The sequence below is a fragment of the Nocardia grenadensis genome (assembly GCF_050942415.1).
In the GTDB taxonomy this organism is placed as follows: Bacteria; Actinomycetota; Actinomycetes; order Mycobacteriales; family Mycobacteriaceae; genus Nocardia; species Nocardia grenadensis.
Genome location: NZ_CP192054.1, coordinates 3007416 through 3023496, shown reverse-complemented (window position 1 = coordinate 3023496; position 16081 = coordinate 3007416). Strand labels below are relative to the sequence as shown.

General features: G+C 70.0%; 12 protein-coding genes. 2 read left to right on the top strand and 10 right to left on the bottom strand.

The window, feature by feature from the left end; genetic code table 11:
• Positions 1–140 precede the first annotated feature (140 nt).
• Genes ACQPYS_RS13755 through ACQPYS_RS13735 form a run of 5 tightly spaced genes read right to left on the bottom strand, consistent with a single transcriptional unit; the run spans position 141 to position 7570 of the window.
• Positions 141–1730 (bottom strand): FAD-dependent monooxygenase, encoded by a 1590-nt coding sequence (locus tag ACQPYS_RS13755; protein ID WP_433492822.1) that lies wholly within the window; start codon positions 1728–1730, stop codon positions 141–143.
• A 1-nt stretch (position 1731) separates the two neighbouring features.
• On the bottom strand, positions 1732–2367 hold the full coding sequence (locus ACQPYS_RS13750; protein WP_433492821.1) for a TetR/AcrR family transcriptional regulator: 636 nt from the start codon (positions 2365–2367) through the stop codon (positions 1732–1734).
• 54 nt (positions 2368–2421) lie between these two features.
• Positions 2422–3414: a methylmalonyl Co-A mutase-associated GTPase MeaB gene (gene meaB, locus ACQPYS_RS13745; RefSeq protein ID WP_431938294.1), complete on the bottom strand. Its 993-nt coding sequence runs from the start codon at positions 3412–3414 to the stop codon at positions 2422–2424.
• Complete coding sequence (scpA, locus tag ACQPYS_RS13740) at positions 3411–5696, bottom strand: methylmalonyl-CoA mutase (RefSeq protein WP_063034347.1); 2286 nt, start codon at positions 5694–5696, stop codon at positions 3411–3413. The genes meaB and scpA overlap by 4 nt, the downstream gene beginning before the upstream one ends.
• Complete coding sequence (locus ACQPYS_RS13735; RefSeq protein ID WP_433492820.1) at positions 5696–7570, bottom strand: methylmalonyl-CoA mutase family protein; 1875 nt, start codon at positions 7568–7570, stop codon at positions 5696–5698. Before ACQPYS_RS13735 ends, scpA begins: the two co-directional genes overlap by 1 nt.
• 472 nt (positions 7571–8042) lie before the next feature.
• On the opposite strand from ACQPYS_RS13735, the gene ACQPYS_RS13730 reads away from it, so the two are divergent.
• Positions 8043–8756, top strand: a complete 714-nt coding sequence (locus ACQPYS_RS13730; protein WP_433492819.1) for a TVP38/TMEM64 family protein — start codon at positions 8043–8045, stop codon at positions 8754–8756.
• A 175-nt stretch (positions 8757–8931) separates the two neighbouring features.
• Positions 8932–9465: a hypothetical protein gene (locus tag ACQPYS_RS13725; RefSeq protein ID WP_433492818.1), complete on the top strand. Its 534-nt coding sequence runs from the start codon at positions 8932–8934 to the stop codon at positions 9463–9465.
• Here ACQPYS_RS13725 and ACQPYS_RS13720 read toward each other — a convergent pair.
• From ACQPYS_RS13720 to ACQPYS_RS13700, 5 genes are all read right to left on the bottom strand, one after another.
• Complete coding sequence (locus ACQPYS_RS13720) at positions 9456–11189, bottom strand: hypothetical protein (protein WP_433492817.1); 1734 nt, start codon at positions 11187–11189, stop codon at positions 9456–9458. The two genes, ACQPYS_RS13725 and ACQPYS_RS13720, sit on opposite strands and share 10 nt — an antisense overlap.
• Positions 11186–12751 (bottom strand): hypothetical protein, encoded by a 1566-nt coding sequence (locus ACQPYS_RS13715; RefSeq protein WP_433492816.1) that lies wholly within the window; start codon positions 12749–12751, stop codon positions 11186–11188. The genes ACQPYS_RS13720 and ACQPYS_RS13715 overlap by 4 nt, the downstream gene beginning before the upstream one ends.
• Positions 12752–12985: 234 nt before the next feature.
• Complete coding sequence (locus ACQPYS_RS13710) at positions 12986–14269, bottom strand: ABC transporter substrate-binding protein (protein WP_433492815.1); 1284 nt, start codon at positions 14267–14269, stop codon at positions 12986–12988.
• Between the two features lie 119 nt (positions 14270–14388).
• A complete protein-coding gene (locus tag ACQPYS_RS13705) occupies positions 14389–15621 on the bottom strand; it encodes an SPFH domain-containing protein (RefSeq protein WP_063034342.1) in 1233 nt (410 codons plus the stop codon).
• Positions 15621–16052, bottom strand: coding sequence for an NfeD family protein (locus tag ACQPYS_RS13700; protein ID WP_433492814.1), 432 nt, complete (start codon positions 16050–16052; stop codon positions 15621–15623). Before ACQPYS_RS13700 ends, ACQPYS_RS13705 begins: the two co-directional genes overlap by 1 nt.
• Positions 16053–16081 lie beyond the last annotated feature (29 nt).

Below are 16081 nucleotides of genomic sequence, written 5' to 3'. Positions count from 1 at the left end.
CAGGTTCTCTTTTCGCCGGCGGGATACGCTCTCGGTCCCGAGCACGGCATTGCAGAGGCGCTCAGGTGGTGCACTCGTGGGGTAGACGAGCTGGACCGGGAGAACTCATCGGCGATACCGCTCCCACCGCTGACCCGGAACTACGTCGGATCCGTTGCCTTTTCGACGATTCGCACCGGAACCCCGGACCGGTCCGGCCCGGCCCAGCGCGCCAGCGCGGCACGGCATTCGGCGATCTGCGCGGGATCGGGCGCGGAATCGGTGGCCCAGGCCACCCGGCCGTCGGGTCGCAGCAGCAGTGCGGCGGCCGTGGTGTCCTCGGTGCGGGCGCACACCACGCCGATCCGGCTCGGCAGGCCGGTGAGCGCCGCGGACCATGCCTGGTCGGCGCCGAGATCCAGGAGTAGCGGGCGGGATTGCCGGATCAGTTCGGCCAGGCGCACCACACCGCCGTCGACGCGCAGCGTGAGGTCCGGGGCGCTGTAGCCGACCAGTGGATGCGGGTCCGCGACACCCATGTCGTAGCGGATATCCGTCCCGGCGATCATCGCGGCCACCCGGGCGACCGCGGATTCGTCGGTGAGCAGTTCGGCGAATACCGTACGCAGGGCGGTGGTGTCCCCGCCCGGCGCGAGCAGCGCCGATTGGGCCCGGGCGGCCAGTTCGGTCCGGGTGGCCACCTGCCGGCGTTCCCGGTCGTAGCTGTCGAGCAGACCGGCCGGTGCCCAGCCGTCGAGCTCGGCGGCCAGTTTCCAGCCGAGTTCCACCGCGTCCGCCAGTCCCACGTTCAGTCCCGGCCCGCCACCGCCGGTGTACACGTGCGCCGCGTCACCGGCCAGGAAGACCGGTCCGTCACGGAACCGTTCGGCCACCCGGGTGTGCCCGCCGCGCAGCCGCCGCAGTAGATGCGGGCCCGGTCCGACGGGCTCGCCGAGCGGGATGTCGGCACCGAGGACCCGGGTGATACTCGCCCGCATCTCCGCCAGCGTCATCGGTTCGTCGGTCGGGGGTTCGTCCCATTCGACAGTGGACAGCATGGGCGGCCGGCCGGCGAACGGGGCGTAGGTGAAACCGCCGTGTTCGGTACGTAGTGACAGGAACGGCCGGACCGGGCCGTACCCGGGTACCCGCAGCTCGCCGGAAGCCGGGTCCACCCATTCGGCGGGGATCGAGGCGTGAACCGTGCGGGCGGTCGTGCGGTCGTAGCCGATTCCGGGGAAAGCGATCCCGCGCTGTTTGCGGACGATGCTGTGGGCGCCGTCGGCGCCCACCAGATAGCGGCTACGAAGAGGGGCCGAGCCGTCCGGACCCGAGATCTCCACCGCGACCCCGGCGCCGTCGCTCTCGACGCCCACGATCGCGGCGCCGCGGCGGACCTCGATACCGAGTTCGGCGGCGTATCCGCTCAGCGCCGCGACAAGTTCTCGTTGCGGGATGGGCAGGGTGTAGATCGGCCCGTCGTCGAGCAGACCCAGATCGAGGGCCAGCCCGCCGAACATGAAGTACCGGTCATTGGGCCGGGGTGGACCGGATGTGCCGCTGAGCCGCTCGTACAGCCCGCGCCGATCCATCAGCGGCACTACCTGGCCCACCAGGCCGTTGGCCCGGGGTTCGGTATCGGCCTCGGCGGCGCGTTCGATGACGAGCGGCCGGATTCCGGCCCGGCCCAGTTCGCAGGCCAGCAGCAAGCCGACCGGGCCCGCCCCCGCGATGATCACGTCGTAGCGCATCTCAGCTCCCGGCATTCGGTACGGGCAGCCCGGCGGCCACCTGGGTCAGCGCCGCGCGCAACGCGACGGCGAGAGATTGGGGCGGCGGGGCGCTCCGGGAGTGCTCGGTGGCCACCACGCAGGCCGTACCCACCACCGCGGCGACCAGCTTCGGGTACAGGTCCTGGTCCGGATCCACGCCGACCCGTGCGGCGACGGCCGCGGCCAGTTCCCGCTGTGCGAGTGCGTCGGCCTCCAGCACCGCACCGCGTACCGCGGGCTGGGACAGGATCTCCCCTACGCCCTCGGCCCAGCGGGTATCGCCCGTCCCGTTCACCTGGGTATCACCCTCGCCCACCTCGAACCCGTGCAGGACCGCGGCGGTGATCGCGGTCCAGAGCGGCTCCGCCACGGTACGCTCGCCCAGCAGCCGGGCGATCTCGTACATCCGGTCCAGGTGCCGCGAGGCCACAGCTTCGGCCTTGCTGCCGAAATAGTTGCGGAAGGTGCGATCGGAGACACCGACCGCGGCCGCGATCTCCTCGACGGTGGTCGCGTCCCAGCCCTTCTCGATCGACAGCCGGATGGTGGCGAGACTCAGTGCGAGCCGCGTCTCCCGTTTCTTGCGCTCCCGTAACCCGGGTTCGGCATCGTTCATGCCCCCAGGGTACATATAATTTCCAAAATGGAAAGATTTCCAAGACGGAAACTTTTATCCGTCGAACGCGTCCAGGAGTTTCTGCGCGGCCAGCGCCGCGGTCAGGGTTCCGTCCCGGACCTCACGCTCCACTTCACCGCGCAGCGCCTTCACCTTCGGATTGTCGGCCAGGCGGCGGAGCAACTGGTCGTGCACCATGGTCCAGGTCCAGTCGACCTGCTGACGACGGCGCTTCTCGGCGAATTCACCCGCATCGGTGAGCACCCGGCGGTGTTCCAGCACGGTCTGCCAGAACTTCTCCAGCCCGACCCCTTCCAGACCGCTCATGGTCAGTACCGGCGGCCGCCACAGCGCATCGTGCGGATGGATCAGCCGCAGCGCCCCGGATAGTTCCCGGGCCGCCGATTTCGCCTCGATCTCGTGTTTACCGTCGGCCTTGTTCACCGCGACCAGATCGGCCAGTTCCAGGACACCCTTCTTGATGCCCTGCAACTGATCGCCGGTACGCGCGAGGGTGAGGAAGCAGAAGACATCGACCATGTTCGCCACGGTCACCTCGGACTGCCCCACCCCGACGGTTTCGACCAGGATGACGTCGTAACCGGCCGCCTCGAGCAGCACGATCGTCTCGCGGGTCGCCTTCGCCACTCCGCCGAGTGTGCCCGCCGTCGGCGACGGGCGGATGAAGGCGTTCTCCTCCACCGACAGCCGTGCCATCCGGGTCTTGTCACCGAGGATCGAACCGCCGGTCCGGGTGGACGACGGGTCCACCGCCAGTACGGCGACCCGGTGCCCCTCTCCGATCAGCTGCATACCGAGGGAGTCGATGAAAGTCGACTTCCCGACCCCGGGCACCCCGGTGATCCCCACCCGATTCGACAGTGCCGCACCGGTTTCCGGGGTCAATTGCAGCAGCAGCAGCTGCGCCTGGTCCCGATGGTCGGCCCGGGTGGACTCCACCAGGGTGATCGCCCGCGCGAGGGCGGCCCGGTCACCGGAGCGGACCGCCTGCGCGAGGGCTTCCACGTCGACGACACGTGTGCTCATCCCTGGCTTTCGACCCCGGATCCACTCTCGCCGGAACCGAGTTCGTGCCCGAGCGCGGCACCGAGCTTGCGCAGCAGATCGATCGCCGCGTCGGCGATCACGGTGCCCGGCGGGAAGATCGCCGCCGCGCCCGCCTCGTACAGCTCGTCGAAGTCACCGGGCGGGATGACTCCGCCGACGATGACCATGATGTCGGGTCTGCCGACATCGGCCAATGCCTGCCGCAGGGCGGGCACCAGCGTGAGGTGACCGGCGGCCAGCGAGGACACACCGACGACGTGCACGTCGTTGTCCGCCGCCTGGCGGGCCACCTCTTCGGGGGTCTGGAACAGCGGGCCCACATCGACGTCGAACCCGAGATCGGCGAAGGCCGTGGCGATCACCTTCTGGCCGCGGTCGTGCCCGTCCTGGCCCATCTTCGCGACCAGGATGCGCGGACGTCGCCCTTCGGCCTCGGCGAACTCGTCCACCAGATCCCCGGCGGTGGTGATGAAGGTGTCCTTGCCGGCTTCGTCGCGATACACACCGGACAGGGTACGGATCTCGGCCTGATGCCGGCCGTAGACCTTCTCCAGCGCGTCGGAGATCTCACCGACGGTGGCCTTCGCGCGCGCCGCGTCGATGGCCAGGGCCAGCAGGTTGTTCTCCATCCCGCCCTCGGACGCGGCGGCGGCCCGGCCCAGCTCACCCAGCGCCCGGTCCACCGCGTCCTGATCACGGTCGGCTCGCAACTGCCGCAGCTTCTCGATCTGCTCGGCGCGCACCCGCGAGTTCTCGACCTTGAGGACCTCGACCTCGTGATCCTCGGCGACCTGGTATTTGTTCACGCCGATCACCGGCTGCTGGCCGGTATCGATCCGCGCCTGGGTCCGGGCCGCGGCTTCCTCGATGCGCAGCTTGGGAATGCCCTCGCCGATGGCCTGGGCCATTCCACCGTGCGCCTCCACCTCCGCGATATGCGCCCGGGCCCGATCGGCGAGCTGATGGGTCAGCCATTCGACATAATAGGAACCGCCCCACGGGTCGATCGGTCGCGTGGTGTTGGACTCCTGCTGGATCAGCAACTGGGTGTTGCGCGCGATGCGGGCCGAGAAATCGGTCGGCAGCGCGAGCGCCTCGTCGAGCGCGTTGGTGTGCAGCGACTGGGTATGCCCCTGCGTCGCGGCCATGGCCTCGATACAGGTGCGGGCCACATTGTTGTAGGCGTCCTGCGCGGTCAGCGACCAGCCCGACGTCTGCGAATGGGTCCGCAGCGACAGCGATTTCGGGTTCTTCGGATCGAACTTCGCGACCAGTTCGCTCCACAGCAACCGGCCCGCCCGGAGTTTGGCGACCTCCATGAAGAAGTTCATGCCGATGGCCCAGAAGAACGACAGCCGCGGCGCGAACTTGTCGATCTCCATCCCCGCGTCGATCCCGGCCCGTAGATACTCCACGCCGTCGGCGAGGGTGTAGGCGAGTTCGAGATCGGCGGTCGCCCCGGCTTCCTGGATGTGATAGCCGGAAATCGAGATGGAGTTGAACTTCGGCATCTTCGCGCTGGTGTAGGCGAAGATATCGGAGATGATCCGCATCGAGGGCTTGGGCGGATAGATGTAGGTGTTGCGGACCATGAACTCTTTCAGAATATCGTTCTGAATGGTTCCGGCCAGCTGCTCGGGCGCCACGCCCTGCTCTTCGGCGGCCACGACGTACAGCGCCAGAATCGGCAGCACCGCGCCGTTCATGGTCATCGATACGCTGACCTGATCGAGGGGGATCTGGTCGAACAGCTGGCGCATGTCCAGGATGGAGTCGATGGCGACACCGGCCATGCCGACATCACCCTGCACCCGAGGATGGTCGGAGTCGTAGCCACGGTGGGTGGCCAGGTCGAACGCCACCGACAGGCCCTTCTGCCCCGCCTGCAGATTACGGCGGTAGAAGGCATTGGAATCCGCGGCCGTCGAGAATCCCGCGTACTGGCGGATCGTCCACGGCTGGTTCACGTACATCGTCGGGTACGGCCCGCGTACGAAGGGCGCCACACCGGGCACGCTGTCGAGCGGGAACCCGGCTTCGGCGACGGCATCACGATCGGCCTTGGTGAACACCGGCGGGACATCGATCCCCTCCGGGGTCGACCACACCAGCTGCTCGGGAGCGTAGTTGTTCGCCGCGGCCGCCTCCTGCACGAAGGAGTCACGCGCGCTCCGGCCGGCCGGGTCGGGCGTGAAACCCGGCTCGGTGAGCGGTACGTCGGCGAAACTGCCGATCTCCTGCTCGATTCGCTGTGTCGTCATCAGGCTCCCACCTTCTCCAGCAGGGCGGTCAGGGCGGCGACCGCGTCGATCCGGGCCGCCAGGAACCCGTCCGGACGCCGGGCCCCCTCGATACCGGTCACGACCTTCTCCGCGCCGGCCAGCAGTACGGTCCCGACTCCGGCGCCACGCAGTTGTGCCACCGCGCCGGCCGCGTCGGTGCCGTAGCGCGCGTCGGTACCGCAGAGCACCGCGATCGAGGCTCCGGATTCCTTCGCCGCCGCGGCGATATCGCTCTCGGCGAGCGGGCCGGGGTTGACGGATTCGATTCCACCGGATGCCAGCAGATTGGCGATGAAGGTGACCCGCACATTGTGCTCGGCCACCGTACCCAACGGCACCAGCAGCGCCTGCGGCCGGCGGCCGTGTGTCGCGAGGTAGGCATCGGAACGATCCCGCAGCGCGTCGAAAGCGGCGCCGTACCGCCGGCCGGGGCCGGCCGTACGAGCGGCCTCCGACAGCGGCGCCTCGGCGAGATTCGGGAATTCGTTCACTCCGGTCACGGCGGTACGGCGATGGGCGATATCGCTTTCCCGGCGGGCGTGCGTCTCGGCGATCCGGGTGGCCACCAGACCCGCGTCCAGCGCGGCCCGGTAGCCGCCGGCGGCTTCCAGTTCCTGCATGAACGCCCATGCGGCGGTGGCGAGTTCGTCGGTGTAGCGCTCGACATACCAGGAGCCCGCCCCGGGGTCCTGGACGTGTCCGAGATGGGATTCCTCGAGCAGCAGCAGCTGGGTGTTGCGGGCCATCCGTTCGGAGAACGACGCCGAGACCCCGAGTTCACCGGTGGGCAGCGCGGAATCGAACGGCAGCACGGTGACGGTATCGGCGCCGCCCACCCCGGCACCGAAGGCGGCGAGGGTGGTACGCAGCAGGTTCACCCAGGGGTCGCGTCGGCTCATCATGGCCGCCGAGGTCACTCCGTGCTGTGGGGCCGCGCCCGCCGACGGCGCGCCCAGCGCGTGGGCGACCCGCGCCCACAGGCGCCGTGCGGCCCGGAACTTGGCGATGGTGGCGAACTGGTCGTCGGTGGCGGCGAACCGGAACTCCAACTGCCGCAGTGCTGCGGGGACCGGCATCTCCCCGGCCAGCGCGCGCAGGTATTCGAGTCCGGCGGCGACGGCCGCACCCAGTTCCTGGGCGTCCGAGGCGCCGGCATCGTGGAAGACGGTGCCGTCCACGGTGAGCGCCCGGACGGTTTCGGGCCGCTGCGCGGCAGCGACGGCCAGGGCCGCGGTCTCGGCGAGCCCGATATCCTCGGTTCCGGCGAACGCGCTGGTTAGAGGCGCCGCCCCGAGGGAAACCCGGATGGCGGCACGATCGGGCGCCGAGTATCGGTCGAGCACCTCGTAGACCGCCGCGGCCGCCGCCGCGGTCCCGCCCCCGGCGTGCAGAGCCAGCGGCGCCAGCTCGAAGAGCAGGCCGTCGAGCGCGGCGGCGATATCGGTCACCGGCACACCGTGCGCGCCAACCCCGAGTTCCACAGCGCTCAGGCCGTTCTCCAGCCCGCCGGTGATCTCCCGGTTGGCGGACGCGGCATCGGCGGCGCCGATCCGGGCACTGACGAACCAGCCGCGGTGGACATCGCGGGTGGCGTCGCCGCCACGGACGAACGGATAGGCGCCGGGCAGCGGCTGCTCGGGCAGTTCGTCTCGGCGCGTGTACAGCGGCGCGATACTCAGCTTGTCGTAGGTGGACTGGTTCAGTAGCTTTTCGGGTTCCGCACCGAGTTCGGCCGCGTCGACCTTGCGGGTCTTGGCCAGCACCCCCGCCACACCCTTGCGCCAGGCGGGATATTCGGGCACCGCGGACGAGGACGGATCAGCTCCGGCCGCGGGCTCTGCAGCAATCGGCATACCCTGTTCCCTCATTGTCGTTCCAGTACAAGCGCACCACAGGTGTGCACGGGTACCTTGCATCCGCCCAGCTCAGCGAATACGTTGGTTAACGGGCATTCAGCCCGCTCCTCCGATGCTAGCGGGATGCCCGTACGGCATCGTCCGTGGCCACCACTACCAGCGAGTAACCTCGCGGCGGCGGACCTCGTCGCGCCTGTTCACCGGCGCCCGGGGCCCGGTCCACGCGGCAGACCCTCCGGAGGACGGCGGGCACAGCGCCGTCCCGATCCCCCGTCGGAGTCTGCGCGGCGCCGCGGACCACGAAGTCGACCTCCTGCGACAGGGCGCGCCTCCCGTATCCCCGGCCGCTACGGCCCGCCGACGCTCGCGCCGTAGGCGGTCCGGCCACCGCCCGACGAACGCGCCGGCCCGATCGATCACTCCCGCACCGCTCGGCGGGCCGCCACGGACCGACCGGTAACCTCGCCCGGTGTCCCGAATGCTCCGCGACCGGCGGCTGGTCCTGCTCCTGTGCTGCGCCGCGCTCGTCTGCGCGGCGGCACTGCTGACCCCTCTGCCGAGTCCCGCGCAGATCCAGCAGTGGGCCGGGGAGGCCGGCCCCTACTTCCCGGTGCTGTTCTTCGTGGCACATACGCTGATCACCATCGCCCCGGTCCCGCGCACCGTGTTCACGGTGGCCTCGGGTCTGTTGTTCGGTCCCGTGGTCGGGCTCGCGGTGGCCGTGGGCGCCACCGTACTCAGCGCCGCGGCCGCCTTCCTCCTGGCGCGCGCCTACGGACACGACCGGGTGGGCGTGTACCTGAACCATCCCACCGTGCGGATCGTGGACGAACGCCTGCACCGGCGGGGCTGGCTCGCCGTGGGCGCGCTCCGATTGATCGCCTTCGCACCGTTCTCGGTGGTCAACTACTGCTGCGCTCTGTCCTCGATCCGTTTCTGGCCCTATCTGGGCGCGACGGTCATCGGGATCCTGCCCGGCACCGCCGCCACCGTCATCCTGGCCGACGCGCTGGCCGGGGGCACTCATCCGGTGATGGTGGCGGTCTCGATCGCCTGTATCGCCGCCGGACTGCTGGGCCTGGTGATCGATCAGCGGTGGAAACCGGCGGTGGCGGAACCGGTCACCGCCCTGGACCGACTGCCGGGCGGCGACACCACGCCCAAGATCGTTGCTGACCGATAGCCGAGTGTGGCCTGGGTACGATTCCCGTGACCTGGGATCTTGCGCAGGCACGTCGTTACCGCACCACCGCGGGATCGCCGCCGGACAACTGAGGGGTCCTGCGCATGCGGATTGTCGATCGGATGTTGTGCACCTGCTCGGCGATACCGTATCGGGGCGGCGCCGGATACCGGCGGTGGGCGCGACAGCGCTGGTGCTCGTGACGCCGGTGGTCACGGGTGCACTGCTGTTGTCACCGACATTGTCGGTCCAGCAGCACGCTCTGCGGGAAATCGTGTTCCCCGATCCCGGCGACACTTCGGCGGCCCGGTCGGAGCAACGCCGTATCATCGCCTCGTTCCAGACCGAGCGCGATATGGCCGGCTACCTCGACTCACTGGACCTCCCCGACTCCTCGGTGCTGATGGATACCGTGTACGGCTTCGCCGTATACACCGCCACCGCCCGGCCGCACACCTACATCATTCCGTCGGACCAGGATTTCATCACCGTGCTCAACGACCCGGCCGCGCACGGGGTGCGGTACATCCTCGCCGTGCCGAACACCGGCCGCGGCACCTCGGACGCGATCAATGTCCGCTATCCGACGCTCTACGAATCCGGTGCGGAGATCGCCGCCGTCGAACTCGAGATTCCCAACGACGGCGACGATCAACCGACCTGGCGGCTGTACCGCGTCCTGTCCGCACCGGCGGCGGATCAGGGCTGATCCGCCGCCTCGTGTACCTCCGACGGCCAGCGTTCGAAGTCCGGCGGTTCGGTCGTGCCGCGGAGCGACGCGGCCGCGCCGAGGTAGTAGGTCACATGGGCCGCGCGGGTATTGCGCCGCCCGGCCTCGGCCAGCCAGCTGTGCGCGTGACGCCGCACCGCGGCGACGTCGTGCGCCGGTTCGCCGTCCAGGACCAGATCGCCGTGCTCGGGCGCGATGAGCACCGCGGCACCGAGGTGCTGCAGACAGCGTCCGATACCGCTGTTGTCGGCCAGCTCTCGATAGACGGTCAGGGCGCGGCGCCAGCAGCGCAGGGCGCCGCGCGGTTCACCGCGCGCCCAGGCCACCGCGCCCGCGATCTCGTGTACCCGGGCCCAGCCGTCGGCGTTCTCGTCGTCGCGGGCGCGCAATGCCGCCAGCTCCAGCCGATCCTGGGCGGCGTCGAGGCGGCCCTGAAGAATATGCGCCACGGCGAGGTCGGTCAGCACCCGCACCTGGTTCGCCAGGTCTTCGCGCGGCAGACGCCACCAGGCCGCCCGTAACCGATCGACGGCGGCGGCCAGCGCCGCGGGGGTTTCCGCCGATTCGAGTCGCGTCAGACCGGCGGTGTGTTCGGCACGGGCACCGATCCCGGTGGCCCGGCGCCACCACGGGCGCCATCGCCACGGTGGTACCCCCGCGGGCCCGGCGCGCAGCTCCAGCGCCCGGTGGTGGCCACTCAGTACCTCCGGTCCGAGGCTCACCAGGGCCGTTGCCAACGATCGTGTTCTGCGGACGGGGGCCGGACGGACGGCATACCAGGTATCGAGAGCGTCACAGATACGGACCAACTGGGCAGCCGTGGCCGGAGGGATGGCCGCGGCACGATCACGGTCCTCGAGGCAACATCGACGCACCAGCTTGCGCAGGCGCGGCTCCTCCACCGCGAACCAGCGGCGGGCCGGCGGTCCGAACGGCACCGTGGTGACCCCGAGGGCCCAGCCGGTGGCCCGGTCGGCGTTGTGGCGCAGGAGCGCGAAAAGAGCTGCCTGCCAGATCGCCCCGGTGAGCACGGTCGCCCGGTCCGGTTCCGCCGGAAAGCGGGCGAGCCGATAGCGCTGGGTTTCGTGGCAGACCAGCACCCTGTCCGAGATCAGTTGCGTCAGCAGATCCGTGGCGGTCCATCGCTCGCCCGGTGCGCTCGGCTGCGCCCCGGCCGAGGGGCTCGCGGCCGCCGGGAGGAGCGCCAACTCCATTCCGACCGCGGTCAGAATCGCGTGCACAGTGGCGGCGTCGTATTCGGCGACCGGTAGTGCGCGCAGTGCCGCCGCGACCGGGTGGACGCCGAGGGTGGCATCGGGTCCGACGCCGTATTCGCCTGTGGCCTCGGCGATGGGTTCCTCGTTCTCGTCGTCGTCACCCGGTGACGACAGCAGGGTGTCCGAGGCCCACGGACCGGTGAGCGGCGGCCCGTCCAGGCCCGCGAGTAGCTCGCGGCGGCGGCGCAACCGGCGCCGGGCCCGCCGTTCGGCGGTCAACCGGTATCCGGTGTAGAGCAGGGCCAGGACGACGAGCAGCACCGCGAGCCAGCGCAGCCCGGAAGCCACCAGCTGTAACTCGGCGCTCTCGCCGAACGAGTCCATGACCAGATTGCGGCCCAGTTCCAGCAGCAGAGCCGAGGCCAGCACCGACAGACCGCTCAGCACCCCCGAGACGACCGAGGTCCGCGGTAGGGGTTCCCTCATCGCAGTACCCCGCCGGTCAGTCCGGGCACGATCCACCGGCGCCACGTCGCCAGCACCAGTGCCACCGGCAGCAGTCCCGCGATCAGCGAACCGGCCGCCAGCTGGGCGGCATTCTCACCGAACTGCCGCGCCTCCCCCCACAGCAGCAGCGACCAGGGTGAGGCGCCGGCACCGCTGATCAGCAGGCCGACGATGAAATCGTTCCAGACCTGGACGAATTCGAGTACAGCCACCGCCCCCAAGGCCGGGCCCGCCGAATCGAACAGCCGGCGGCTGATGGTGCCCGGGGCCGCGAGCCCGTGTAACGCGTCCGCGGGCGGGCTGCCGGGCGGTGCCGCGACCGCGCCGCGCAGGATCAGCACCGCGATCGGCACCCCGGCCGCGGCATGCACGAGCACGAGCGGCACCCGGGTCCCGGAGAGTCCGTTGTCGTCGATGAAAATGTCCAGCGGACCCAGATACGCCTGGACCGGCAACACCGCCAGTACCACCAGCACGGTGATGATCGTGCGGGTCATCCACCCGGCGGGAGCCACCGCGAGACGGTAGGCCAGCGGCGCGGCGGCAGCCACCACGATGATCGTCGCGAGCAGGGCCACCCAGAAGGTCGCCTCGACCGAATGCAGCAGCCACCGGTCCCGCCACACATCGGTGAACGCGGCCGCCGACCAGCCGTCGGGCCCGCGGAACGCCACCACCACGAGTACCACCAGCGGTATCACCGCGGCCACCGATACCGCGCCGATCAGCACGCCCCGGGCCCGATCGGCGACAGTTCGGTCGGTGGGCGCGGACGGAATCTCGTCGACCGGATGCGCGGCGGGCGGAAAACCGGCACGTCGATCCCGGAGGTCGGTCTGCAGCGCCCAGGCCGCCACCCCGAGCAGTGCGGCCAGCGGCAGCGCATAAGCGGCGGCCTCGCCCGCGGTGGCCGGGTCGGTGGCCAGCCGCCACCACGACACGGTGGCGCTGTCCACCTGGTACTGGACCGAGCCCGGTACGCCGATGAGCACCACATCGAACACGCGTGCCGCCGCGACGCCCACCACGAGCCCGGCGACCAGAACTATCGGCCGTTGTAGGGCGAACAGCCGCCAAACCAGCGTGAGCCCGGGCTTCTCCTGGAGCCTGGTCCATCGCACGGGGTCACGTTCCAGGGCCCGGATACCGGCCCGGAACACCCCGACCAGGAACCCGAGCCAGGTCCACAGAAAAGCCGAGCCGAGCATCACCACGAACCAGGTGCGATATCCCGGGAAGCCGTCGAAACCGAGCCGCGCGCCGGTGTACTGGAAGATCAGGCGGAACGCGACCCCGGACACGATCGCCGAGATACCGAACGGCACGATGAGCGGCAGCCACAGCCCGCGGCTGCGCCGGGTCCACCAGGCCAGTAGCATCGCCGTGACCAGCATCGCGGCCGCGAACGCCATCCAGTACAGACTGCGCGCATACGATTCGTCCGACGAGTACAGCGCGACGAGCGATACCGCTCCCACCAGCGCCGGAACCGCCCAGAGGCGCCGATTCGCACTGCGGCGGGCCGCCTGCACCGCGGCCACGAACACCGCGACCCGCCACCACGCTGAGCACCACCGGCCAGAGCCGGGTGCGCACGGCCGGCACGACGGTTCCGGCGGCCGGCACCAGGAGCAACGCCAAGAGCAATGCGGCCGGTAGGCAGGCGATCAAGGTGATGCCCCGTTGCGGCGGCCGCCCGGATTGCAGCGGCCCGTGCATAGGCCCGAGCGGCAGTTCCAGTCGCAGGCGGTGTGCTTCGAATCCCGGCGCCGCGCTCATCGCCAACCTCTTTCGAAACGTCCCAGGGTCGCGACGGCGGCGTCGGCGGCGGCACCGACATCACCCCCGTTATCACCGACGGTAATCAGGAACTCGGTGAGTACCCGCCATAATCCGTCGCGGCCGCCGACCGCGCCGATACGATCGGACAGATCGAAATCCGGCCAGTCGGTCAGTTCCGCGGCGATGGGCGCCGACCAGCGCGAATACCGGGCGCGGGTATGCAGGTTGGGCCCGAGGAACCCACCGGCCTGCTCGATCCACGGCACCGACGCCCCGGCGGCCGCCAGCGCGGCCACCACCGCGTCCGCGCGGCGGTCCGCCGACCGGGTCAGCACCATCACATCGCCGCCCATGATCCGCGGATTCTCCCCGCCCGGCAGCACGCTCGGAAACGGCACCACCGCGGCCGCTTCTTCGGTCCGGCCCGACCGCCACAACGCATCCCGCACGACCGGCTCGGCGAAATCCGGCGCCGCCACGGCCAGCGCTCGCCGGTGTTCGAAGACATCGCGGACCGCGTCGGCGAACTGTTCGGTCAGTGCGGTGCCCACTCCGCCCGGTAACCCGTCGCGGATACCCCACAGCCCGCCCAGCCGGACGAAGGTTTCGTGCACGGCCGGCACATCCCAGGTCCGCACCCCGGTACCCAGCTCGCGATACACCGCCGGCGATGCGGCCAGCAACAGGTTCTCGAAGAGATCGGTGAGTACCCAGCCGTCGGCGGCGCCCAGGGCGAGCAGCCGCCGGGACGTGCCGGCGGCTTCGCGCACCCCCACGAGCCAGTCGTCGACAGTCCAGCCGACCGGATCACCCAGCCCGGACGCGGCGAAGCCGTCCCGGTCGTACCAGATCAGCGATTTACCGCTCGCCTTGAACGGCACCCCGTAGGGCCGGTCCCGATAATGGCACAGCTGCCGCCACTGCTCGGCGTAACGCGGCCCGTCCGGGCCCGCCCACAGCTCCGCCGGCACCTCCCGCAGCCGCCCGGCGGTGACCAGGTCCCACAACTGTCCGGCCTGGGGCAGCATGACGATATCCGGGGCCGACCGGCCGCGCGCGGTGAGCGCGGTGCCGATCTCGTCGCCCAGCGGCACCACCTCGACCGGTTCCGGCAGGGCGGCGGCGTCGAGCACCGACCGGAAGGCCGTCAGTTCCGGTCCGCTCCAGGCCACCGCGATCCGCACCACCGCGCCGTCACCGAGTAGCACATCCGGTGAGCAGGCCACCAGCAGCGGCGCGAGCGCGGCCGTCCGGAGCACGGCACGACGTGTTCTCACGATCCCCCGATGCGCTTGTCCGGCAGTGGGTTCCGATTATGACCCAGGGTCCGGTCCGGCGCGGGCGGTTCGGCGAACCTACCGAATCGTGAGCCGAGTGACCGGCTCCCGCGACGTGGCTACCGGTCCGGCTGCTGCTGCGGCGGTACGCCGGGTTGCTGCGGCACGATCCCGGGATGCGGTGCGGGCTGCTGCGGCGGCAGGGCCGCGGGAGCGGCGGGCTGGCCCGGTTTGGTGGTCGTCACCGGTGCGGCGGTGTCGACCGGGGTCCGCGCGACCGATTCCGCGGCGCGGACCGCCCGCTCCACTGCCGGATCGGTGCTGGTATCGAACCAATCCGCCACCTCGTCGGAATCGTCCTCCGGTTTCCCGGGGACTTCCGCGTCGGCGGGCGGCTCGTACCGGAACACTCCGTCCTCGCCCTGCGTCGCGAAATTCTTCGCGAACCCCTCCAGCGCTTTGCCGAAGTCGCTGGGAACAAGCCAGACCTTGTTCGCGTCGCCGCGCGCCACCATGGGCAGGGTCTGCATGTACTGGTACGCCAGCAGTTCGGGTGTCGGTTTACCGGACTTGATCGCCGCGAAGACCTTCTCGATGGCCTTGGCCTGCCCCTGGGCCTGCAGGTACGAGGCGGCCCGTTCGCCCTGGGCGCGCAGGATCCGGCTCTGCCGCTCACCTTCGGCCGACAGGATCGCCGACTGTTTCGCGCCCTCGGCCGACAGAATCTGCGCCTGTTTGGCCCCCTCGGCGGTTTTGATCTGCGATTCCCGGGTGCCCTCGGCGGTGAGGATCATGGCCCGCTTCTCCCGGTCCGCCTTCATCTGCTTCTCCATCGATTCCTGGATCGACGGCGGCGGATCGATGGACTTCAGCTCGACCCGCGCCACCCGCAGGCCCCAGCGTCCGGTGGCTTCGTCGAGCACTCCGCGCAGCTGGTTGTTGATCTGGTCGCGGGAGGTGAGTGTCTCCTCCAGCGTCATCCCGCCGACCACATTGCGCAGCGTGGTGACGGTGAGCTGTTCAACGGCGGCGATGTAGTTGGAGATCTCGTAGACCGCGGCCTGCGGCTGCGTGACCTGGAAATACACCACCGAGTCGATCTGCAGGGTCAGATTGTCCTGGGTGATCACCGGTTGCGGCGGGAAGGACACCACCCGTTCGCGCAGATCGACCTTGGCGCGGATTCGGTCGACGAACGGGATCAGGAAGGTCAGCTGTCCCGAGACCGTCCGGGAGTACCGGCCGAGCCGTTCGATCACCGCCGCCTCGGCCTGGGGCACCAGCGCGATCGATTTGAACACGACCACCGCCACCAGCAGTACCAGTGCCAGGACGATTATCAGTGCAGCCATCACGGGCCTTTCCAGACGACGGCGGTCGCGCCGTCGATCTTCATCACGTACACGGTCGCGCCCTCCGGGTACTGCTCCCCCGGGTCCAGAGAACGCGCGGTCCACACCTCGCCGCCCAATTTCACCAGTCCGTGGTGCTCACCCACCGGTTCCAGCACCAGCGCGGTCTTACCCGGCAGGGCGTCGGCATTGGTCAGCGTCGGCGGCGGAGTGCCGAAGCGCCGCAACAGAACCGGCCGGACCCCCAGCAGCAGCACGACCGCCGACACGGCGAACACCACCGCGTCGACCACCGGCGCGGTGTCGCCGAGGAAACTCACGCCCGCGGTGAGCAGTGCGGCGGAACCGAGCATCAGCAGCGTCAGTTCGCCGACGAACATCTCCGCGGCTGCCAGCAATATGCCGGCGACCAACCAGACAAGTGCGGCCACACCGCCCACCTTAGTGCGATACCCGCCGT

Coding starts and splice junctions, on each gene's coding strand:
- meaB (WP_431938294.1), bottom strand. CDS start 3,414: ATGAGCACACGTGTCGTCGACGTGGAAGCCCTCGCGCAGGCGGTCCGC.
- ACQPYS_RS13720 (WP_433492817.1), bottom strand. CDS start 11,189: ATGAGGGAACCCCTACCGCGGACCTCGGTCGTCTCGGGGGTGCTGAGC.
- ACQPYS_RS13750 (WP_433492821.1), bottom strand. CDS start 2,367: ATGAACGATGCCGAACCCGGGTTACGGGAGCGCAAGAAACGGGAGACG.
- ACQPYS_RS13735 (WP_433492820.1), bottom strand. CDS start 7,570: ATGCCGATTGCTGCAGAGCCCGCGGCCGGAGCTGATCCGTCCTCGTCC.
- ACQPYS_RS13705 (WP_063034342.1), bottom strand. CDS start 15,621: ATGGCTGCACTGATAATCGTCCTGGCACTGGTACTGCTGGTGGCGGTG.
- ACQPYS_RS13755 (WP_433492822.1), bottom strand. CDS start 1,730: ATGCGCTACGACGTGATCATCGCGGGGGCGGGCCCGGTCGGCTTGCTG.
- scpA (WP_063034347.1), bottom strand. CDS start 5,696: ATGACGACACAGCGAATCGAGCAGGAGATCGGCAGTTTCGCCGACGTA.